The sequence below is a fragment of the Streptomyces klenkii genome, assembly GCF_003626645.1.
GTDB classification, from domain to species: domain Bacteria; phylum Actinomycetota; class Actinomycetes; order Streptomycetales; family Streptomycetaceae; genus Streptomyces; species Streptomyces klenkii.
The window spans coordinates 410545-431424 of the sequence record NZ_RBAM01000007.1 but is presented as its reverse complement, the minus strand read 5'-3'; the positions used below and the strand labels follow the sequence as shown (position 1 = coordinate 431424).

Genomic DNA, 20880 nt, shown 5'->3' with positions numbered 1-20880 from the left:
AAGGGCCCGAGCCCCTTCACCGGTGCGCTCGCCGCGCAGGTCCGCGCAGGTCAAGGATGCGCTCGCATCCTTGAAACCGCCGCAGCGGCGATCAGCCACCACGGTGGAGCCCGGCGGTGCCGTACGGGCTCAGGTGCGCCCGGCGCCGCCGGACAGCAGCGCTGGGGCTGATCGCCGTCGCGGCGGGAAGAAAGGGGCGGAGCCCCTTTCACGCCCCGGACCGGAGGTCAGCCCCGGCGAGCCACGGCGAAAACGCGCCGGAACGGGAAGAGCGTGCCGTGGGGGCCCCGGGGGTAGGCCTCGCGCAGGAGCGCCCCGTACTGCGACAGGAACCGCGTCGTCGCCTCCTCGTCGTCGCCCAGCGCCGTCAGGACCGGCCGCAGCGTCGTGCCCTTCGTCCAGTCCAGGACCGCATCCTCGCCCGGGAGGGCGTGCACGTACGTCGTCTCCCAGGCGTCCACGGTCAGCCCCAGGCCCGCCAGCCGCTCCAAGTACTCCGTGGGCGTCAGCACGTACCCGGGGCGGTAGAGCCCTCCCAGCCGGCTCCGCCACGCCCCGCTCTCGCAGAGCTCGTGCAGCAGGACATGGCTGGGCGCGTCGAAGTTGCCCGGCACCGTGAAGGCGAAGACCCCGTCCGGGGCGACCCCCTCCACCCACCTGGGGAACAGCTCCGCGTGCCCCCGCACCCACTGGAACGTCGCGCTGGAGATGATCAGGTCGTACGCGCCTTCCGGCGCCCATCCCCGCAGGTCCGCGTGGACGAATTCCGCGCCGGGAAGGCGCTCCCGCGCCTGCCGCAGCATCTCTTCCGAGGTGTCCAGGCCCGTGATGCGCGCCCCGGGCCACCGCTCGGCGAGCAGTGCCGTGACGTTCCCCGGGCCGCACCCGAGGTCCACGATCCGCGCGGGATCGCGCACCGGTACGCGGGCCAGCAGGTCGTGGAAGGGCCGGGCGCGGGGGCCGGAGTGACGCAGGTACTGCTCCGGGTCCCAGACAGGCGTGGCAGCGTGAGTGGTCATACCTCCAGGATCGCCACCTAAGTATCTTGACGTCAAGAGACTTCATGTCGACAGACCCTCTACACTGATCGTCATGGAGGACGAGGTCGATCGGCTGGTTTCAGCGTGGCGTCGCGAGCGCCCTGACCTCGACGTGGAGCCACTCGAGGTGCTCAGCCGCGTGAGCAGGCTGGCCCGCCACCTCGACCGCGCCCGCCGCCTCGCCTTCGCCGAGCACGAGCTCGAACCGTGGGAGTTCGACGTGCTGACCGCGCTGCGCCGCGCCGGGGCCCCGTACCAGCTCTCGCCGGGGCAGCTGCTGACCCAGACGCTGGTCACGTCCGGCACGATGACCAACCGCATCGACCGGCTCGCCAAGAAGGGCCTGGTCCGGCGCGAGCCGGACCCGAGCGACCGCCGGGGCGTGCTCGTACGCCTCACGGACGAGGGGCGGGACCGCGCGGACGAGGCCCTGGCCGGGCTCCTGGAGCAGGAGCGCGCCATCCTCTCCGAGCTGTCCCGCACCCAGCGCCGCGAGCTGGCCGATCTACTACGCCAGCTGACCGCCCCGTTCGACAACACTCCCGGTTAGGTCCACGGGCCCGACCCCGGCGCGGCGCGCGAGCGCGACCGCGGCGAGGGTGGAGTGGACGCCCAGCTTCCCCAGCACGTTCTGCATGTGGGTGCGGACGGTGTGCGGGGAGAGGTAGAGCCGCTCGGCGACGGCCTTGCGGCCCAGCCCGGCCACCATGCAGCGCAGCACTTCCCGCTCGCGCGGCGTCAGCGACTCCACGAGCCGCTCGCTCTCCGTGCGGTGCTTGCGGGCCGCCGTGAGCTCCCGCAGCACGCCCGTGAGCAGGGCGGGCGGCAGGTGCGTCTCATCGCGCAGGACGCCCCTGATGACGGCCAGCAGCCGGGACAGCGAGCAGTCCTTGGCCACCCAGCCGCCGGCGCCCGCCTGGAGGGCCGCCGCGGCCCTCCGTGGGTCGTCGCGCTCGGCGAGGACCACCGTGCGCACCGCGGGGTGCGCGGTGCGCACCCCGGCCACGAGCGAGATCCCGTCGACCGTGCCCTCACCGGACCCGCCGCCGTCGTGCACGGGCGGCACATGGCCCACGCCGTGGGCCGGGCCGTGACCCGGACCGTGGCCGGGCCCGAGGCCCGCGCCGTGCGGCGCCGGCCCCCTGAGCTGGCCCGGCACCACCCCGGCGCCGTCCTGCCCGACCGTGCCGAGATCGGCGTCGATCAGCAGCACGTCGAAGCGGCGCCCCTCGGCCGCCGCCCTCTCCAGCGCGCGCAGCGCCGCCGGCCCGCTGCCGGCCGCCGAGACCTCCACGTCCTGCTCGGCCGCGAGGGCGGCGGCGAGCGACTCGGCGAAGATGCGGTGGTCGTCGACCACCAGTACCCGAATACGTGCCACAGCCACCCCCATATCCTGGGCGGCGGTCAGTGCGGGTACGGCGCCCGGTCCGGGGCCGCCGCACACCGCACGGCCGCCGCCGCACTTGTCGACTTCCACCCCGCCCCGGGCGTCGTACCTGCCTGTCTCGCCCCCTGATCAGCGCCGGCCCCCACCGGCACTGTGCATCAGCGTACGGCGGGGGTCCCGCAACGGAAGCCGATTGGCAAAACTGCTCGACCCGCCTGTTTATGGTGAGCTTTCTGTTCAGTATTGAGGCAGTGAACGACGTGGAACGACGCGAAGTTGACCATGCGCGACTGCACGATCGGGCAGGGCCCGCCGGCCCGGTTTCACCCCTCGCCCCGGAGCACCCGCCGCGCACCTTCGCCCGCCACCGCTGCGAAGACCCGCGGCGGGCGGTGCCCGGCCGCCGCGAAGGCCGCCGTGACGGCCGCGCCGACCGCGTCCGCCGCTCCCTCCTCCACGAGCGCCAGCGCGGAGCCGCCGAATCCGGCGCCGGTCATCCGCGCCCCGAGCGCGCCCGCTTCGTTCGCGACCGCGACGGCCAGGTCGAGCTCCGGGCAGGAGACGGCGAAGTCGTCGCGGAGGGAGGCGTGCCCGGCGGTCAGCAGCGGCCCCGCCTTGCGCGGCTCGCCCGTGGCGAGGAGCGCCACGACCTCCCGTACGCGCTCGCCCTCGGTCACCACGTGCCGCACCAGGGGCCGCAGGGACGCGTCGGCGAGCCGGCCCAGCGCGTCCTCCAGCTCCGCGTGCGGCACGTCCCGCAGGGCCCGTACGCCCAGGGCCCGCGCCGCCGCCTCGCAGCCGGCCCGCCGCGCCGCGTAGGCGCCGTCGGCCAGGGCGTGCCGGACGCGGGTGTCGGCCACCAGCAGCCGCAGCCCGTGGGCCGCCAGGTCGAAGGGCACCTGCCGCAGCGCGAGGTCGCGGGTGTCGAGGTGCAGGGCGTGGCCGGCGGTGCAGCAGGCGGACGCCGTCTGGTCCATGACGCCGCAGGGGACGCCCACGAAGGCGTTCTCGGCGCGCTGGGCGAGCCGGGCGAGGCCGGGGCGCTCGCACACCGCCCCGTGCAGCTCGGTCAGCGCCAGGGCGGTGGCGACTTCCAGGGCGGCGGAGGACGACAGCCCGGCGCCCGCCGGCACGTCGCTCTCCACGTACAGGTCCGCCCCGCCCACGGGCAGGCCCGCCTCGCGCAGCGCCCAGGCGACGCCCGCCGGGTAGGCGGCCCAGCCCGTGACGCCGCCGGGTGCGAGGCCGGCCAGGGACAGCTCGGCCGTGCCCGCCTCCGCCGCTTCGCGCGAGCGCAGCCGCAGCACGCCGTCCGTGCGGGCCGCGGCGGCCACGCGGGTGCGGTGCGGGAGGGCGATGGGCAGGACGTGTCCTTCGTTGACGTCCGTGTACTCGCCGATGAGGTTGACGCGGCCGGGCGCGGCCCAGACGCCCTCAGGGGCGTACCCGTAAGCGCGCTCGAAGCCCTCGGCCGCGCCGTTCACTGCTCCGGCCCGCGGCGCGCGAACTCCCAGGCGTCGGCGACGATCCCGGCGAGGTCCGGGCGGCGCGGGGTCCAGCCGAGGGTCTCGCGGGCGCGCTCGGCGGAGGCCACGAGGACGGCCGGGTCGCCGGGGCGGCGCGGCGCGGCGGTCTGCGGGACGGGGTGGCCGGTGACCTTGCGGACGGTCTCGATGACCTCGTGGACGGAGAAGCCGTTGCCGTTGCCCAGGTTGCAGATGAGGTGTTCGCCGTCGCGTGCGGCGGAGAGGGCGAGGAGGTGGGCCTCGGCGAGGTCGGCGACGTGGATGTAGTCGCGGACGCAGGTGCCGTCCGGGGTGGGGTAGTCGTCGCCGTAGACGGCGACGGCCTCGCGCTCGCCGCGGGCCACCTGGAGGACGATCGGGATCAGGTGGGTCTCGGGGGCGTGCCGCTCGCCGTAGGGGCCGTACGCGCCCGCGACGTTGAAGTAGCGCAGGGAGACGGCGGCCAGGCCGTGGGCGGCGCACTCGCCGCCGATCATGTGGTCGACGGCGAGCTTGGTGGCGCCGTAGGGGTTGGTGGGGGCGGTGGGGGCGTCCTCGGTGATGGGGACGGCGGCCGGTTCGCCGTAGGTGGCGGCCGTGGAGGAGAAGACGAGAGTGCGCACGCCGGCGTCGCGCATGGCGGCGAGCAGGTCGGCGGTGCCGCCGACGTTGTTGCGCCAGTACGGCTCGGGGTCGGCGACGGACTGGCCGACCTGCGAGAAGGCCGCGAAGTGCAGGACGGCGTCGTAGGAGCTGTCGAGCCACTGCCCGGCGTCCTGCACACGGCCGTGGATGAAGGCGGCGCCTTCGGGGACGGCGGCCCGGTGCCCGGTCGAGAGGTCGTCGAGGACGGTCACGGTGTGCCCGGCGGCCAGCAGATGCGCCGCCACGACGCTTCCGACGTAGCCCGCGCCGCCCGTGACCAGGCACTTCCTGCTGCTCTCGCTCATGGACCCGCTACCTCTCGCAGTCGCTCCGCCGCGGCCTCGGGCGGCACATCGTTGATGAACACGTTCATGCCGGATTCGGAACCCGCGAGGAACTTCAGCTTTCCGGGAGCCCGGCGGATGGTGAAGAGCTCGAGGTGGAGCGCGAATTCACTCCTGCGGGGGTCGTGGAACGGCGCCTGGTGCCAGGCGGAGACGTACGGGGTCGGCGGCGCGCCCCGGCCGAAGATCCGGTCGAACCGGCGCAAGAGTTCCAGGTACACCTGTGGGAACTCTGTGCGCGCCGCGTCGTCCAGGGCGAGCAGGTCGGGCACGCGGCGGCGGGGGTAGAGGTGCACCTCGTAGGGCCAGTGGGCGGCGTACGGCACGAAGGCCGTCCAGTGCTCGGTGGCGAGGACGGTGCGGCGGCCGTCGTCGCGCTCGGCGGCCACGGTGTCGTCGAAGAGGTTGCGCCCGCCCGTGCGGGCCGCGTGGGCGGCGGCGGAGGCGAGCATGCGCTCGGTGCGCGGGGTGACGAACGGATACGCGTAGATCTGGCCGTGCGGGTGGCCGAGGGTCACGCCGATCTCCTCGCCGCGGTTCTCGAAGCAGAACACCTGCCGGACGGCGGGGAGCGCGGCCAGTCCGGCGGTGCGGTCGGTCCAGGCGGCGAGGACGAGGGCGGCGCGGTCTTCGCCGAGGGCGGCGAAGGAGGTGTGGTGGTCGGAGGTGAAGCAGACGACTTCGCAGCGGCCCGCCTCGCCGGTGAGGGAGGGGAAGCGGTTCTCGAAGACGGCGACCTCGTAGTCGGGGGCGGGGATTTCCGTGGGACGCCCGGGACTTGAGGGGCACAGGGGGCACGCTTCGGCGGGTGGGAGGAAGGTGCGGGTCTGGCGGTGCGAGGCGATGGCGACGTCGTCGCCGAGGATCGGGTCGTGGCGGATTTCGGTGGTGGTGAGGACGGGGTGGAGGGGGCGGGGGTCGGCGGCGTCGCGTATGACGTCGCCGCGGGAGTCGTAGTAGATGAGCTCGCGGCCGTCGGCGAGCTTGGTGACCGTCTTCCTCATGGGGATCGCGGGGCTCACGGGGTCCTTCTCCCCACCCCGCCCCTTCCCGTAACTGGGGGCACGCCCCCGGCCCCCTAGGAACCCCTCGGCGGGGGCAGCGGGCCGGGCCCCGCTGCCGCGCGGTCCAGCAGCCCCGTACGCGCGGCCAGGGCCGCCGCTTCCAGGCGCGACCCCACCCCCAGCTTCATCAGCACCCGCTGGACGTGCGTGCGCGCCGTGCTCGGCGCTATCCCCATGCCCGCCGCGATCAGGCGCGTGTCCTCCCCCTCGGCGACCCGGACGAGGACCTCCACCTCACGCGGGGTGAGGAGCTGGAGCAGCCGCGCTCCTTCGTCGTCCGGCTGGGCCGCGGGGTTGAGCAGCTCCGCGAACGCGCCTTGCAGGAGCTGCGGATCGACCGCCGCCTCCCCCGCCCGCGCCTTCATCATGGCGCGCTCGACGCCCTCGATCCGCTCGTTGTGCCGCACGTAGCCCGAGGCGCCGGCGGCGAAGGCCGCGGCGATGCCGAGCGGGCTCGGCACCGGGCCGAGCACGACGACGGCCACCTGCGGCCGCTCCCGCTTGATGCGGACGACGGGGTCGAAGGCCCCCGGCTCGGCCGGTGTGGCGGTGCCCAGCAGGCACACTTCGGGTGCGCGGCTCACCACCAGGTCGGCGGCGCCCGCGCTCGGCGCGGCCGCGGCCAGGACCCGGTGCCCGCGCAGCTTCAGGGCCGAGGCGAGCGCCTCGGCCAGCAGTCGGTGATCATCGACCACCATGAGCCGCACGCCCATGCGCTTGCCCCCTGTCGCCCCGCGTACGTCTCTACGTCTCCTTGTCGACCCCTCGACCCCGGAAGCTACACGCTTGTTCGACGTTGCGCGCCCCTTACCGGTGAGAAGTCCCCCGGAATGCCGAAATCCCTGCCAATCACGTGTACTTCGCGACTGAAACGGATCGTTCAGGCACGGCAGCGCGACGAGCAGGGATACGACTTCTCCGACGCCAATTGTGCTTGATCACGGCGCCAAGCGGTCGGAAACCGCTGCACGGGCAGCGCCGTGATCAAGTTGCGTCAACGCGGGCGGTCAGCCTTCCGGGTCGGGTCAGCTCCCGCCGAAGGCCATCAGCATGTACTGCTTCCCCAGCGCGGCCGAGCTGCGGTGCGCGGAGGTCGAGCCGAGGTAGAGCCGGCCCTGGGCCCACAGGCCCTGCTGGTAGTCGGGCGAGAGCTCCCGCTCCGGGCGTGACGTTTCGTCGGCGTTCTTCAGCAGCACGTCGGCCTTGTACGTCTTGGGGTCGATGCGCAGCACCTTGCCGCCGGCGTTGTAGGTCGGGATCTGGTACGCGACCGGGTAGCCGTCCTTGTCGGTGCCCAGCGGCACGAGGGTGGAGCCGGGGGTGCCGTCCGTCTTGCCCTTGGTCTGGCCGGTGGCCAGGTCGAAGGCGACGATCTCGTTGACGCGGCCGGGCCCGTCCGCGTTGCCGGAGGAGTGGTCCGCGGTCGGCATGTAGAGCGTGTCCTTGGTGATGGACAGCTTGGTGCAGCCCTCGACGTCGGTCGACGGGCAGCGCGGCTCGTACTTGCCGTTGTCCGTGGAGATCTTGCTGCGGAGCTTGCCCTCCTTGCCGCTGTCGTCGACCACGAAGAAGTCGGAGGCGCCGTTGCCCGTGCTGCCGCCGGCGTTGACGGCGACGACGAGGGGCTCGGTGGAGGCGATGTGCGGCCAGCTCAGGCCGGGCGGCATCTGGTACTTGGACTTCACCGCGCCGGTCTTGGGGTCGAGCGTCTGGATGGTGACGATGCCGCGCTCGATGTCGCCGCAGCGGCGCACGGCGACGAGCTTGCTGCCGCCGCCGTAGCCGCCGTCGCGGCAGTCGTCGCCGTCGGCCTTCGGCGCCCACAGCTCCTTGCCGTCGTCCAGGGACCAGGCGGCTCCGCCGCTGGTGCCGCCCGCGGCGACCGTGCCGCCGCCGATGGTGACCTCGTCGAAGATGACGTCGCGGTCACCGGACTTGGCGGACTTCTGCCAGAGCTTGGTGCCCTTGTTGACGTCGAAGGCGATGACCTGGGTGCAGGGGCCGCCGTACTTCTTCTCCTGGCTGGGCTTGCCGTCGCTGACCAGGATGACGGCCTTGCCGTCGTCGGTGGCCTGCGGGTTGGACCAGCAGACGGCGCCGTCAAGCGGAAGCTCCCACTTCTTGCCGCCGTCCAGGCCGTAGCCGACGATCTTGTACACGTCGGCCTTGGCGAGCGCCTGGTCGGTGGCCCACATGCCCTTCGTGTTGACGAGGTCGTCGACCTTCTCCTGCTCGACGTTGAAGAGCATCTTGCCGTCGATGGACTTGGGCTTGCCGCCGCCTCCGCCGCCGCCCTTGTTGCCCTTGTCGCCGCTGCCGCCGGTCTGGCCCGCGCTGGAGACGTTGGGCTCGTCGTCGCCGCTGCCGCTGGTGGCGAACCAGATGCCGCCGCCGGCGAGGACGAGGACGGCCGCGACGGCGCCGGCGATGATCGCCATGCGCTTCTTCTTGGCGCCGTCACCGCCGGGCGCGCCCGGGCCCCCGGGCGCACCGGGGTACTGGCCGGGGGCGCCGTACGGGCCGGGCGGCTGCGTCGGGTACGCGTTGTACTGCGGGTAGCCCTGCGCAGGCTGGCCGCCGCCGGCCGGGCCCGGGTAGCCGTAGCCGCCCGGGGGCGGGGTCTGCGGCGCGGCGGGGGGCGGCGGGGGCGGGGGCGTCTGCGGGTAGCCGTAGCCGGGCTGACCCGCGGGGGGTCCCTGCGGGGGCTGCGGGGGTCCCTGCGGGGGCTGCTGGGGCGGGTAGCCGTACGAGGGGCTGGGTGCCCCGAAGCCCTGCGGCGGCTGGTTGGGCGGCTGGGGCGGGGGCGGTGTTGACATCAGCTTTCCTCGTTGCGGCGGGGCTGGCGGATGTTCTTTTTATCACCCGGTACGGACGGGACACGGGCTGAGACCGGGCCGTGACGAGACCGTTGCCCTCCGGGCTTCTACGGTGCCGTACGGGTTTGGGTGCGTTCGGCACCGCCGGTATCCGCCGTTGTGGTGACGCGCCGCGGCGGCGGATTCAAGGATGCGGGCGCATCCTTGACCGGCCCAGCTGCCCGGCCGCCGGGGCCGGTTGAAGGGTGACGGGCACCGCCTTTCACCTGCCCGGTGCCCGGCAGGTCAAGGATGCTGTCGCATCCTTGAATCCGCCGCAGCGGCGCGCCACCACAACGGCGAGGGTCCGGCGGCATGGGCGGCTGCCGGAACCGTCACGTCTGAGCGACCGCCGGCAAGGCCTACGCGTCCTCGGCCAGTTCCAGCCAGCGGAGTTCCAGGTCGTCTCGTTCGGCGGAGAGTTCCCTCAGTTCGGTGTCGAGCTTGGCGACGGCCTCGAAGTCGGTGGCCTTTTCGGCGATCTGGGCGTGGAGCTTCGCTTCCTGCTCGCTGATGCGGTCCAGGCGGCGCTCGATCTTCTGGAGCTCCTTCTTCGCCGCGCGCGCGTCCGCCGCGGACTTCTGCGCGGGCGCACCCGCCGCCGGGGCCGCGGCCGGAGCCGCGGCGGGCACGGCGGCCTCGATGACGCGCCGGCGCCGCTCCAGGTACTCGTCCAGGCCGCGCGGCAGCATCCGCAGCGCCCGGTCGCCGAGCAGCGCGTACACCCTGTCGGTGGTGCGCTCGACGAAGTACCGGTCGTGGCTGATGACGATCATCGAGCCGGGCCAGCCGTCGAGGAGGTCCTCCAGCTGGGTCAGGGTCTCGATGTCGAGGTCGTTGGTCGGCTCGTCGAGGAAGAGGACGTTGGGCTCGTCCATGAGGAGGCGCAGGATCTGGAGCCGGCGGCGCTCACCGCCGGAGAGGTCGCCGACCGGCGTCCACTGCTTCTCCTTCGTGAAGCCGAACTTCTCGCACAGCTGCCCCGCCGTCATCTCGCGGCCCTTGCCGAGGTCCACGCGGTCGCGGACCTGCTGCACGGCCTCCAGCACCCGCATGGCGGGGTTGAGTTCGCCGACCTCCTGGGACAGGTAGGCCAGCTTGACGGTCTTGCCGACGACGACCTTGCCGCCGGCCGGCTGCTTCTCGCCCTCGGTGGCGGCCGCCTCCGCGAGGGCCCGCAGCAGCGAGGTCTTGCCGGCGCCGTTGACGCCGACGAGGCCGATCCGGTCGCCCGGGCCGAGCTGCCACGTCAGGTGCTTGATGAGCTCCTTGGGGCCGGCCTGGATGGAGACGTTCTCCAGGTCGAAGACGGTCTTGCCGAGGCGGGAGCTCGCGAACTTCATCAGCTCGGCGCTGTCGCGCGGCGGCGGCACGTCCGCGATCAGCTCGTTCGCGGCCTCGATGCGGAAGCGCGGCTTGCTGGTGCGGGCGGGGGCGCCGCGGCGCAGCCAGGCCAGCTCCTTGCGCATGAGGTTCTGCCGCTTCGCCTCCTCGGTCGCGGCGATGCGCTCGCGCTCGGCGCGCGCGAAGACGTAGTCGCTGTAGCCGCCCTCGTACTCGTGGACGACGCCGCGCTGCACGTCCCACATGCGCGTGCACACCTGGTCGAGGAACCAGCGGTCGTGCGTGACGCAGACGAGCGCCGAGCGGCGCTGCTGGAGGTGGCTGGCGAGCCAGGAGATGCCCTCGACGTCGAGGTGGTTGGTGGGCTCGTCCAGGACGATCATGTCCTGGTCGGCGATCAGCAGCTTGGCGAGCGCGATGCGGCGGCGCTCGCCGCCGGACAGCGGGCCGATCACGGTGTCCAGGCCGTCCGCGAAGCCGGGCAGGTCGAGCCCGCCGAAGAGGCCCGTGAGCACGTCGCGGATCTTCGCGCTGCCCGCCCACTCGTGGTCGGCGAGGTCGCCGATCACCTCGTGCCGGATGGTGGCGGCCGGGTCGAGCGAGTCGTGCTGCGTGAGCACGCCGAGGTGCAGGCCGCCGGCGTGGGTGACGCGGCCCTTGTCCGCCTCCTCCAGCTTGGCGAGGATCCGGATCAGGGTGGTCTTGCCGTCACCGTTGCGGCCGACCACGCCGATCCGGTCGCCCTCGTTCACGCCGAGGGAGATGCCGTCGAGCAGTGCACGGGTGCCGTACACCTTGTCGACGGCTTCCAGATTGACGAGGTTGGCTGCCATGCCGCTCCTTGCGTGGGGTTCCTGGCTTCCAGGATCCCATGCCCGGGACGGGGCCCCGGGGTCAGATCCGGGCCGCCTCCACCGGCCGGTGCCGGAGCGCCCACCACGTGGGGACGAGGGTCGCCGCCAGCGTCAGGGCCAGGCCCGCGCCGATCACCGTGACGGCGATCTCCGGCGGCCCGGAGATCGCCCCCGTACCGCCGCCCAGCGCGTAGCCGAACGGGACCAGCGTGCTCGCCGCGGCCGCCCCGCCGAGGAGGAGGCCCACCACGGCCACCAGGCCGCCCTCCACCGCCATCATCCGCAGCACCTGCCCGCGCGTGGCCCCCGTGAGCCGCTGGAGCGCGAACTCCTTGCGGCGGTTGCCGACGGAGACGGCGGTCGTGTTCACGACGGACAGCGCCGTGTACGCGACGAGCATCGCGATGATCAGGTAGTTGACGGACGCCTGCGTGCGGCTGCTCTGCGCGTGCGCGGCCGTCACCGCGTCCCGGTCCATGACCTTCAGCCCCGGGTGCCGCGCGGCGAACGCGGTGAGGTCGGCCGTCAGCCGGCCCTCGGCGCCGGGTGCCGCCCGGACGAGGAGCTGGGCCGGCAGCCCGGCGGTGGTGCGCGGGGCGAGCAGCTCGGCACTCGTCAGCGCCGAATCGAATCCCTCGCGCCCCTTGAACAGCGCCACGACCCGTACGTCGGCCCGCTCGCCGTCGCCCATGCGGAGGGTGATCGTGTCCCCCACGGTGCGGTGGATGCGGTGCGCCACGGTTTCGGGCAGGGCGATCGCGTTGCCCCGCAGCCCGTCGAGGCTGCCCGTGCTCGCCTTCACGGCGAGGGTCTGCGCGACGCCCTCCGCGCTTACGCCCTGGAGGGGCAGGCCCTTCTTGTTCTCGTCGCCGTCGTGCGGCTTCTCGGTGTGCGCGGCGCTGGTCACGTACGCGCTCGCCCCCGCGACGGACGGCAGCGTCCGGATGTGTGCGAGGAGGGCCGGGTCCACGCCGCCCGCGGCGGAGGTCAGGACGGCGTCGGCCCGGAGGTTCTCCGCGAACGCCTTGTCGGCCACGGCGGCCGTGGTGGTCTGGAGGTAGAGGTTCCCGGTGGCGATCGCGCTGGCCAGCATGACCGGAGTGGCGATGGCGGCCAGCTTGGCCGTACGGGCCCGGCAGTTGAGGACGGCCAGGCGCCCGGCGGGGCCGGTCAGGAGCCGTACGGGCCAGTGCAGGAGGAGAGTGACGGCTTTGGTGAACCAGGGGCCGAGGAGGGCGAGCGCGATCGCACAGCACATCACCGTGGGGCCGGCCGTGCTGGCCGCCACCGGGCCGCGCAGGACGAGCGCGGTGACGAGAGTGAGGGCGATCGTTCCGGCGAGGAACAGCAGCCCTGCGGCGATCCGTACGGGGTGCAGGCCCGGCGCCTGAACGGCCGCCTCGCCGAGTGCCTGCACGGGCTTGGCGCGGACCGCCCGCGCACTGCCCAGCAGGCCGCCGAGGACGGCGGTGAGGAGCAGCGCCCCGTAGGCGGGCAGCGCCGGGATCCAGCCCTGGGTGAAGACGACCGCGTCCGCGATCATGCCGCTGTCCACGAGGGTGTCGTAGAGGGCGCGCCCGACCAGCGGCCCGGCGGGCCATGCCGCGGCGCCCGCCAGCGCCATGACCATGAGCGTCTCGCCCAGCAGCATCCGGCGGAGCTGGCGGGTGGTCGTGCCGATGGCCCGCAGGAGGGCCAGTTCGCGGCTGCGCTGTTGCGCGGACAGGGCGACGGTCCCCGCCACGACGAACGCCGCGACGAGGACGACGAGTCCGCCGACGACGCCGGACAGCGCGACCAGGTCATCGCTGCCTTGCAGCACCTCGGGGTGCTCTACGGCGCCCCGGTCGTCCCCGGAGAGGAGAGTGACGGGCGTGTCCGGCCGGCCGGCGAGGGCCTTCGTGATGCCCTTGCGGACGGCGTCCGGGTGTGCGCCGGGGGTGAGAGTGACGGCGATGTCGGCGACGGTGTCCGGGCGGCCGGACAGGGCGGCGGCGTCCGCCGCCGAGAAGAAGAGCGTCGCCTGCGGGACGTTGCCCTGCGGGGCGGCGACGCCGCTCACCCGGTAGGTCGCGGATCCGCCGTGCGCGGCGATCCGTATCCGGTCGCCGGTCGTGGCGCCCGCGCGGCGGGCGGTGGCCGCGTCGAGGACGACCTCGCCGCGGGCGGGCGCGTTGCCGGATGTCAGGGCGTACGGGGTGAGCGCCGCGGACTCCCAGCCGTGGGCTTGGGCGGTGGCCGTTGCGGTGCCGCCGCTGCCCAGCACGGCGGCATCGAAGGTGCGCTCGCCGGTGGCGGTGCGGACGCCGGGGACGGTGCGGACCTTCTCGGTGAGCGGGGCGGGGAGCTCGACCCGTTCGGGGAGAGTGGTCTCCTTCTTGTGCTTCTTGCCCGTCTGGACGGCGTGGGTGCGGTCGCCGGTGATGAGCAGGTCGGCGCCTGCGAGGCGCTGCGGCGGCACGTTGTTCCGGATGCCGGTCTCCATCAGGCCGCCGCAGGCCATGACCAGCGTGGCGCCGATGAACAGCGCGAGGAAGGTGGCGGCGAAGCCGCCGATTCTGTAGCGCAGCGACCGCGCTGCGAGTTTGCCCATCACTGGGTTCACGCTAGGGAGCGGGGCGCGCTCGCCCCATGGGAGCAGCGGGCGTCTCCGGGGTGGGGATAGCCCTACCCGGGTGGGCCCGGTGCCGGGTGGGTGCCGGGGGCCGGGTGGGTGCCGGGGGCCGGGTGGGTGCCGGGGGCCGGGTGGGTGCCGGGGGCCGGGGGCTCCGGGGGCCGGGGGCTCCGGGGTGGGGGTCCGGGGCCGTATATTTACGGGCCCGTTGCCGCGAATGTCGAGGGTGCCCCGGTATTGGGCCCACAAATACACGTCAGCGCCCCGGACCCCCACCCCTGCGCCCCCGGCCCCCTCCCGCCCGTTGTGGGCTCCCATCGCATGCGGGGCCAGCGGCCTGTCTCTCGGCTGGAGATCAGACGATGGTTACGTGGCCCACGAAAGCCTTCCAGGCGGGGGCGCCTACGGCGAGTTGGGGCCCGCTTCTGTGTTTGGAGTCGCGTATTCGTATGGCCAGGGGGAGGATGGCGACTTCGACACACAAGCTGCCCTCGGACCCGCTGTAGCTGGACTTGAACCAGGCCGGTTCGGTGCTCACAACTCTTCTGCCACCTCTCTGATAAATCGGGCCGATTCCACTTCATCGAGAGCATGCATACGGATCACGGCATGCCGCTTCATAAGGGCGCTCACCCTCTCGGGGTCCGCATGCAACATGCTGCCTACCTGCGTCTCCCCGTAGCAGTAGTGCCTATGCTCAGAAGTCTCCAGCAGGACGAACCCGCCTACCAGCCCAGGGGTGGCGCCTCGCCCGTTGGGCAGCACCTGGATGGACACATTGCGCAACTCGCCCACTTCCAGAAGACGGTTGAGCTGCCTCTTCATCACCTCGCGGCCACCCACCAAACTCCTCAACGCGGCCTCGTGGATCACGAAGCTGAACAACGTCGTTTTCTTCTCCAGGAGTTTCTGGCGTTCCATTCGTGCGACGACTCGTACTTCGACGGTCTCGTCGCTGACTGGAGGGCAGTGGCTGGCCATGAGCACACGCGCATACTCTTCGGTTTGAAGAAGGCCGGGGATGAGCAGCACCTCGTACCAGTCCATAGCGACCGCTTCGGCCTCGATCGCCATGTACTCCGCCGTGCGTACGAGAGCCCGATCCGGCTCCAAGTACTGGTGCGTCGACTCCAGCTTTCCGTTCGCGCCGAACATGCTGTCCGCGACCCGCAGCAGGTGCTGGCTCGGCCTCCGTCGGCCCATTTCCATGGACCGGACGGCCTCGACCCCGTACCCCGCTTCCGCCGCCAGTTCCTCACGGCTGACGCCCGCGGCCTGGCGCCACAGCTTGATCTGGTTCCCGCACAGCCGCCAGGCCATCGGCGCATCGGGTCGTGCTTCCATCCGGCATCCCGCCCTTCTGCCTACCTCTGTCGGTAGCAAGGGACGCTAAGGCGGGCAAGGTGCGAACACGCCGGACTCGAAGAACTACTCCCCGAACGGGTGAACGGGGGAACTTACAGCCACTGCTGGCCGGAGCCCTGGTTGGGCATCTGCCCAGGCGTGGGCGGCGAGAGCTTCTCCAGCTTCGACTTCACGACCATGTTCCAGATCAGCGTGAAGGGCGTGAAGATCACCAGCGAGACCGGGCTCCACCAGCCCTGCCACAGCGTCTTGCCCGTCATGTCGCGGACCACGGCCAACCCGCAGTTGCGGCAGAACGGCCCCCGCACGTGCAGGAACCGCATCATGATGAGGAATCCCTGGTGCTGCCGGACCGTCGCCTCGACGGCGGGGAACCCGCCGCACATGCGGCACGACGGCCCCCCGAACATGGGCGCAGGCGCAGGCCCGGGCGCGGCATAGCCGTACGCGGGTGGCTGCTGCTGGTACGGATTCTGCTGCTGGTACGGCGGCGGAGTCGCCACGGTGTAACCCCCGATTCAGGCGCCCCTCCCGGGCGCGGAATCGCAGAGCCTAACCGACAGTGACCGTCGCCCCGGGCACCGGCCCCGCGGCCACCCGGACGGCCCGGCACGTACCGGACGCCCGCAGCGCCTCCGCGACCTTTTCCGCCTCCGCCTCGTCACTCACCAGGAACGCCGTCGTCGGGCCGGAACCGGACACCATCGCCGCCAGCGCGCCCGCCTCCGTACCGGCCGTCAGCGTCTCCGCCAGGGACGGCCGCAGCGAGACGGCCGCCGCCTGGAGGTCGTTGGCCACGGCGCCCGCCAGCGCGACCGCGTCTCCCGTCCGCAGAGCCTCCATCAGCTCAGGAGACGGGTCCGGCGCCGGAACGAACGCGTCGCCCCGCAGGCGGTCGCACTCCCCGTACACGGCCGGGGTCGACAAACCGCCATCCGCAACCGCGAACACCCACCAGAAGCTGCCGCCCGTCTCGACCGGCGTCAGGAGCTCGCCCCTCCCCCGGCCCAGCGCGGCGCCACCCACCAGGCTGAACGGCACGTCGCTGCCCAGCTCGGCGCAGATCTCCAGGAGCTCCTCGCGCGAGGCGCCCGTGCCCCACAGCTCGTCGCACGCGACCAGCGCGGCCGCGCCGTCCGCGCTGCCGCCCGCCATGCCGCCCGCGACGGGGATGTCCTTCTCGATGTGGATGTGGACGTTCGCTTCGCGCCCGTGCCGCGCGGCCAGGGCCAGCGCCGCCCGAGCCGCCAGATTAGAAGGATCCAGCGGAACCTTGTCCGCGTCCGGCCCCGAACAGGTCACCCGCAGCTCATCGGCAGCCGTCACCGTCACCACGTCGTACAGACCGACCGCCAGAAACACATTGGCCAGGTCATGGAAGCCGTCAGGCCGCAGCGGGCCGACCGCGAGCTGGACGTTGACCTTGGCGGGAACGCGAACGGTCACGGACACGGAGCGGGCTCCTCGGGGTGGGGATGATAGCGGGCATCCCGATCGTACGGCCGAGTCGTCACGAGATCGGAGTCGGCCATGTCCCCGAGGCACGGGTTTCCGCTACCGTGGGGGTCACGTAAGCCCCCGCCCAAGGGCTGGGAACCGCAATGGGCGGGAGCCCGGAAGTCAGTACAGGGTTACTGTCCTGAGCCTCGTAACTCGGGGCTCAGGTCACCCCTTGAATCACCTCCCCAGCTTCCCCGCGATCCGGACCAGAAGGTCCTCGGCGCGCTGCCGGAGTGACGGCTTCGACTTCCCGTGACGCCCCATCGGCGCCTCCCTCAGATCAACCGTCGAGATTCCCGGTCGACGGTTTTTCTTCGGTTCGGGCCGGGCCCCGAGGGGACGGGACCCGGAGACGATCCATGAGGGAGGCGCCTTGAGGGGAGGCACACCGTGGCGCGCCGTGTCCGACGTTACTGACCCGGCGCGGGTCGGGGATCAGCCGTTCATCAGCTTGGGCGAGGTTCAGCTGTTTGTGCGTGCCTGGACGCGTCTATAGGCCACACTGCTCGCCGCCGCTGCTCCGCTGCCGTACGGCGTACGCACCGGCCGGAAGACGGCGGGAGGTGGTGGGGGCGCAGGGGTGGGGGTCCGGGGCGCTGACGTGTATTTGTGGGCCCAATACCGGGGCGCCCTCGACGTTCGCGGCAACGGGCCCGTAAATATACGGCCCCGGACCCCCACCCCGGAGCCCCCGCCACCGGCACCCACCACCGGGGCCCGGCCCCGCCCCGCTACGCCGGCTTGTTCTCCGCGATCGCCGCGAACTCGTACACCGTCAGCGCCTCGCCCCGCGCCTGCGGCGAGATCCCGGCCGCGACCAGCGCCGCCTCCGCAGCCGCCGCCGAACCGGCCCAGCCGGCCAGCGCGGCCCGCAGCGTCTTGCGCCGCTGTGCGAACGCGGCGTCCACAACCGCAAAGACCTCGTCCTTGGTCGCGGTCGTCTCGATCGGCTTGTCGCGGCGTACGAGCGACACCAGACCCGAGTCGACGTTCGGCGCCGGCCAGAACACGTTCCGGCCGATCGAACCCGCCCGCTTGACCTCCGCGTACCAGTTCGCCTTCACGGACGGCACGCCGTAGACCTTGTTGCCGGGCCGGGCGGCGAGCCGGTCCGCGACCTCGGCCTGGACCATCACCAGCGTCCGCTCGATGCTCGGGAAACGATCGAGCATGTGCAGCAGCACCGGCACGGCGACGTTGTACGGAAGGTTGGCCACGAGCGCCGTAGGGGCGGGCCCCGGAAGCTCCTGCACGTGCATCGCATCGCTGTGCACGAGCGAGAAACGGCCCGCCCGCTCAGGCATGCGCGCCGCGATCGTCGACGGGAGCGCCCCCGCCAGCACGTCGTCGATCTCGACGGCGACGACCCGGTCGGCGGCCTCCAGCAGGGCGAGGGTCAGCGACCCCAGGCCGGGGCCGACCTCGACGACGACGTCGTCGGGCCGGACCTCCGCGGTGCGGACGATGCGCCGGACCGTGTTGGCGTCGATCACGAAGTTCTGGCCGCGCTGCTTCGTCGGACGTACGCCGAGGGCTGCGGCCAGCTCGCGGATGTCGGCGGGGCCGAGCAGTGCGCCGGGACCGGACTCGTCTGTGCTGGGGCTGGAGCTCACCCGTGAAGTTTACGGCCGCACACGGGCCACGGGCTCGCCCCCCGGCTGACGTACAGCTTCTTGGCCCGCAGCGTCTGCTCGGAGGCGGGCGCGTCCTGCGGCCGGCCGCTGCCGCCCAGGGACCTCCAGGTGTGCACGTCGAACTGGTACAGGCCGCCGTACGTGCCGGACGGATCGACGGCGTCGGGGCGGCCGCCGGCCTCGCACTGGGCGAGGCCGTCCCAGTTCAGGCCGTCCCCGCTGACGCTCTGGACGGAGACGGGCCGGGCCTTGGTGCCGACGCGGACGATCTGGGTGCGGGGCTCCCGCACGGTCTCGGACGCGACGCGGCGCGGCTTCTGCTTGACGCCGTTGACGGTGCGCAGCGCGTACGTGATGCGTTCGACGCCCTTCTCGCCGCGCTGGGAGACGACCTCGGTGCCCTTGAAGAGCTCGGGGTCGTCGTGGCGCTCGGTGGTGAAGTCGATGGGCTCCTCGCGGACCTCCTCGCTGCCGGTGATCCGCATGACGGAGATCGTCTGGCCTTCGCGGGGGAAGCTGTCGGGGTCGACGGAGGTGGTGTCCTCGCCGTGCAGGGAGATGCCGGCCTGTTCGACGGCTTCGTGGACGGTGGCGGCGTTGGTGCGGATGGTGCGTTCGCGGCCGTCGGCCATGAAGGTGACGGTGCGCTCCGTACGGACGTCGAGGTCGAGGCCTTCGCGGCTGATGGGGGCGGAGCGGGCGGCGGACAGGTAGGCGCCTTCGGCGCGGACGCCGAGCTGGCGCAGGGCGCCGTCGACGGTGCGGGCGGTGGTCCACATGCGGCGGTGCTCGCCGTCGAGGGTGAGGGCGAGGGGGCGGCCGTAGCGGACGTGGATCTCGTCGCCGCGGGTGAGGTCGTGGCCGTGGCCGGGTGAGACGTCGTCGTGCTCGCCGAGGGCCATGCCCTGGTCGGCGAGGAGCTCGTCGACGTCGTCGGCGAAGGTGTGCAGGACGCGCTCGCGGCCGTCGACGGTGAGGCGGACGGTCTTGTCGTCGGCGACGAACGCGGACGTGCCGCCGGCGAGGAAGGCGACGACGAGGGCCTGCGGGAGGAGCTTGCGGAGGGCGTCGGGGCGGTCGCCGGGGCGCTTGCGGCCGCGGCCGCCGGAGCGGCGCTCGGGGGCGGAGCGGGGGGCTTCCGGGGCGGCCTCGGGGACCGCGGCCACCTCTGAGACGACCTCACCCGCGACGACCTGCCCGGCCGCGTACGCGTCCCTGGTGAGCGGCTGGCGCGGCAGGTACGGCGGCGGTGCGTCGTAGGGCGCCTCGGGGGCGGGGACCGGTTCGTATATCGGGTGGGACCCTGCGGGCCCGGCGGGGGCGGCGTAGGCGGCGTAGAGGTCGTAGCGACCGCCGTCGTACTGGCCGTCGCCGCCGCCGTACGGGCCGTCACCGTAAGGACCGCGGCCGTCACCGTAACGACCGTCGTCGTAGCGCCCGGCGAAGTACGGATCGTGCGGGTCGTACGGGTCGTGAGCGGCGTACGGGCTGTACGGGTCGAACGGGTCGTACGGCGGTGCTTCCGCCGCACCGCTGCGTGCGGCGCGGGGGCTGCCCTGTGCATGAGTCACGTGACGCTCCCCTGGGACGGGCTTCGGCCCGGGACTGTAGCGGAGGGGGAGTCACTCTCCAAAGTCGGATCATCACACGGTGTCGCGGGGCGCGGGGGTGCGGAGGGGGCGCGCGGCGGCCCCCGCGGACCACCTCGGGAGCCGCCCCGGCAGCCGCCGGGGCGGCCGGATTTCAGTAGCCGAAGGCCCGCGCCGTGTTCGCCGCGACGGCCGTGGCGAGCTCGTCCTCGCCGATCTCCTTGTAGCCCGCCATGGCGCGCAACGTGACCGGAATGAGGTACGGCGCGTTGGGCCGTCCGCGATAGGGGGCGGGGGTCAGGAAGGGCGCGTCGGTCTCGACGAGGATCAGGTCGAGGGGCGCGACGGCGAGGGCGTCGCGGAGGGGCTGGGCGTTCTTGAAGGTGACGTTGCCGGCGAACGACATGTAGTAGCCGTTGTCAGCGCAGACCTTCGCCATTTCGGCGTCGCCGGAGTAGCAGTGGAAGACGACGGCGTCGGGCGCGCCCTCCTCCTCCAGGACGCGCAGGACGTCGGCGTGGGCCTCGCGGTCGTGGATGACCAGGGCCTTGCCGTGCCGCTTGGCGATGTCGATGTGGCGGCGGAAGGAGTACTCCTGCGCGCGGATGCCCTCCGGGCCGGTTCGGAAATAGTCGAGGCCCGTCTCCCCCACGCCGCGGACATGCGGCAGGGCCGCGAGGGCGTCGATCTCGGCGAGCGCGTCCTCGAGTGCAGCGTCACCCCCGGCAGGGCGGGTTTCCAGGCGGCTCCGCCGCTGGGGGGCCTGGGGGGCTTGCCCCCCGGAAGAAGAATCATCCTTCACCCCATGCACGATGCGCGGGGCTTCATTCGGGTGCAGGGCCACTGTGGCCCACACGTTCTCCCAGGCGGCAGCCGTCTCCGCGGCCCAGCGGGAACCGGCCACGTCGCACCCCACCTGGACGACCGTCGTCACGCCGACGGACGCGGCCTTGGCGAGCGCTTCGGCGACAGGGGTTCCGCCCTGCATGTCCAGATGGGTGTGCGCGTCGGCAACAGGCACGTTGAGCGGGGCCGGGAGCGGCGGTGGGGCGTCCTTGTCGGCCTTGCCGCTGCCGGTCCTGCCGTTACTACTGCTGTTCGATGCTGTTGCCGCCATGCGAGCGATTCTAGGCAGCGGCC

17 protein-coding genes are annotated in these 20880 nt (G+C 72.8%); 1 reads left to right on the top strand and 16 read right to left on the bottom strand.

The genetic code is table 11. From position 1 onward, the window contains the following. Window positions 1–227: 227 nt before the first annotated feature. Window positions 228–1019 carry a trans-aconitate 2-methyltransferase gene (locus D7231_RS19555; RefSeq protein ID WP_120756748.1) on the bottom strand — a complete coding sequence of 264 codons (792 nt, stop codon included), beginning with the start codon at window positions 1017–1019 and terminating at the stop codon, window positions 228–230. A gap of 73 nt (window positions 1020–1092) precedes the next feature. Here D7231_RS19555 and D7231_RS19550 point away from each other — a divergent pair, with 73 nt between their 5' ends. Continuing rightward, on the top strand, window positions 1093–1590 hold the full coding sequence (locus D7231_RS19550) for a MarR family winged helix-turn-helix transcriptional regulator (RefSeq protein WP_106682081.1): 498 nt from the start codon (window positions 1093–1095) through the stop codon (window positions 1588–1590). Here D7231_RS19550 and D7231_RS19545 read toward each other — a convergent pair. The 15 genes from D7231_RS19545 to D7231_RS19475 all read right to left on the bottom strand — a co-directional run bounded on the left by D7231_RS19545 (window position 1549) and on the right by D7231_RS19475 (window position 20857). Further along, window positions 1549–2418: a response regulator transcription factor gene (locus D7231_RS19545; protein ID WP_241999798.1), complete on the bottom strand. Its 870-nt coding sequence runs from the start codon at window positions 2416–2418 to the stop codon at window positions 1549–1551. The two genes, D7231_RS19550 and D7231_RS19545, sit on opposite strands and share 42 nt — an antisense overlap. Window positions 2419–2750: 332 nt before the next feature. Beyond that, window positions 2751–3911, bottom strand: coding sequence for a galactokinase (gene galK, locus D7231_RS19540; RefSeq protein WP_120756747.1), 1161 nt, complete (start codon window positions 3909–3911; stop codon window positions 2751–2753). Beyond that, complete coding sequence (galE, locus tag D7231_RS19535; RefSeq protein WP_120756746.1) at window positions 3908–4882, bottom strand: UDP-glucose 4-epimerase GalE; 975 nt, start codon at window positions 4880–4882, stop codon at window positions 3908–3910. Before galE ends, galK begins: the two co-directional genes overlap by 4 nt. Continuing rightward, window positions 4879–5925 (bottom strand): galactose-1-phosphate uridylyltransferase, encoded by a 1047-nt coding sequence (gene galT / locus D7231_RS19530; protein ID WP_120756745.1) that lies wholly within the window; start codon window positions 5923–5925, stop codon window positions 4879–4881. Before galT ends, galE begins: the two co-directional genes overlap by 4 nt. 74 nt (window positions 5926–5999) lie before the next feature. Next, a complete protein-coding gene (locus D7231_RS19525; RefSeq protein ID WP_120756744.1) occupies window positions 6000–6698 on the bottom strand; it encodes a response regulator transcription factor in 699 nt (232 codons plus the stop codon). 312 nt (window positions 6699–7010) lie between these two features. Next, a complete protein-coding gene (locus D7231_RS19520) occupies window positions 7011–8801 on the bottom strand; it encodes an outer membrane protein assembly factor BamB family protein (RefSeq protein ID WP_120756743.1) in 1791 nt (596 codons plus the stop codon). A gap of 401 nt (window positions 8802–9202) precedes the next feature. Further along, window positions 9203–11017: an ABC-F family ATP-binding cassette domain-containing protein gene (locus D7231_RS19515; protein WP_120756742.1), complete on the bottom strand. Its 1815-nt coding sequence runs from the start codon at window positions 11015–11017 to the stop codon at window positions 9203–9205. A gap of 61 nt (window positions 11018–11078) precedes the next feature. After that, complete coding sequence (locus tag D7231_RS19510; RefSeq protein ID WP_120756741.1) at window positions 11079–13631, bottom strand: ABC transporter permease; 2553 nt, start codon at window positions 13629–13631, stop codon at window positions 11079–11081. Between the two features lie 376 nt (window positions 13632–14007). Next, window positions 14008–14190, bottom strand: coding sequence for a DUF397 domain-containing protein (locus D7231_RS19505; RefSeq protein ID WP_338419866.1), 183 nt, complete (start codon window positions 14188–14190; stop codon window positions 14008–14010). After that, window positions 14187–14996, bottom strand: coding sequence for a helix-turn-helix domain-containing protein (locus D7231_RS19500; protein ID WP_241999797.1), 810 nt, complete (start codon window positions 14994–14996; stop codon window positions 14187–14189). The genes D7231_RS19505 and D7231_RS19500 overlap by 4 nt, the downstream gene beginning before the upstream one ends. A 113-nt stretch (window positions 14997–15109) precedes the next feature. Then, the gene (locus D7231_RS19495) at window positions 15110–15520 is read right to left on the bottom strand and encodes a hypothetical protein (protein WP_120756738.1); all 411 of its coding nucleotides are present in this window, start codon (window positions 15518–15520) and stop codon (window positions 15110–15112) included. 49 nt (window positions 15521–15569) lie between these two features. Further along, window positions 15570–16469, bottom strand: a complete 900-nt coding sequence (locus D7231_RS19490) for a 4-(cytidine 5'-diphospho)-2-C-methyl-D-erythritol kinase (RefSeq protein ID WP_120756737.1) — start codon at window positions 16467–16469, stop codon at window positions 15570–15572. A 779-nt stretch (window positions 16470–17248) separates the two neighbouring features. Further along, window positions 17249–18130 carry a 16S rRNA (adenine(1518)-N(6)/adenine(1519)-N(6))-dimethyltransferase RsmA gene (gene rsmA / locus D7231_RS19485; protein WP_120756736.1) on the bottom strand — a complete coding sequence of 294 codons (882 nt, stop codon included), beginning with the start codon at window positions 18128–18130 and terminating at the stop codon, window positions 17249–17251. Next, window positions 18127–19722 (bottom strand): resuscitation-promoting factor, encoded by a 1596-nt coding sequence (locus tag D7231_RS19480; protein WP_120756735.1) that lies wholly within the window; start codon window positions 19720–19722, stop codon window positions 18127–18129. The genes rsmA and D7231_RS19480 overlap by 4 nt, the downstream gene beginning before the upstream one ends. 172 nt (window positions 19723–19894) lie before the next feature. Continuing rightward, window positions 19895–20857 (bottom strand): TatD family hydrolase, encoded by a 963-nt coding sequence (locus D7231_RS19475; protein ID WP_120756734.1) that lies wholly within the window; start codon window positions 20855–20857, stop codon window positions 19895–19897. Between the last annotated feature and the right edge of the window lie 23 nt (window positions 20858–20880).

What these genes read in the sequence shown, in the direction of transcription:
- D7231_RS19555 (WP_120756748.1), bottom strand. Translation starts at nt 1,019, where the DNA reads ATGACCACTCACGCTGCCACGCCTGTCTGGGACCCGGAGCAGTACCTG.
- D7231_RS19550 (WP_106682081.1), top strand. Translation starts at nt 1,093, where the DNA reads ATGGAGGACGAGGTCGATCGGCTGGTTTCAGCGTGGCGTCGCGAGCGC.
- galE (WP_120756746.1), bottom strand. Translation starts at nt 4,882, where the DNA reads ATGAGCGAGAGCAGCAGGAAGTGCCTGGTCACGGGCGGCGCGGGCTAC.
- galT (WP_120756745.1), bottom strand. Translation starts at nt 5,925, where the DNA reads ATGAGGAAGACGGTCACCAAGCTCGCCGACGGCCGCGAGCTCATCTAC.
- D7231_RS19525 (WP_120756744.1), bottom strand. Translation starts at nt 6,698, where the DNA reads ATGGGCGTGCGGCTCATGGTGGTCGATGATCACCGACTGCTGGCCGAG.
- D7231_RS19520 (WP_120756743.1), bottom strand. Translation starts at nt 8,801, where the DNA reads ATGTCAACACCGCCCCCGCCCCAGCCGCCCAACCAGCCGCCGCAGGGC.
- D7231_RS19515 (WP_120756742.1), bottom strand. Translation starts at nt 11,017, where the DNA reads ATGGCAGCCAACCTCGTCAATCTGGAAGCCGTCGACAAGGTGTACGGC.
- D7231_RS19510 (WP_120756741.1), bottom strand. Translation starts at nt 13,631, where the DNA reads ATGGGCAAACTCGCAGCGCGGTCGCTGCGCTACAGAATCGGCGGCTTC.
- D7231_RS19500 (WP_241999797.1), bottom strand. Translation starts at nt 14,996, where the DNA reads ATGGAAGCACGACCCGATGCGCCGATGGCCTGGCGGCTGTGCGGGAAC.
- D7231_RS19475 (WP_120756734.1), bottom strand. Translation starts at nt 20,857, where the DNA reads ATGGCGGCAACAGCATCGAACAGCAGTAGTAACGGCAGGACCGGCAGC.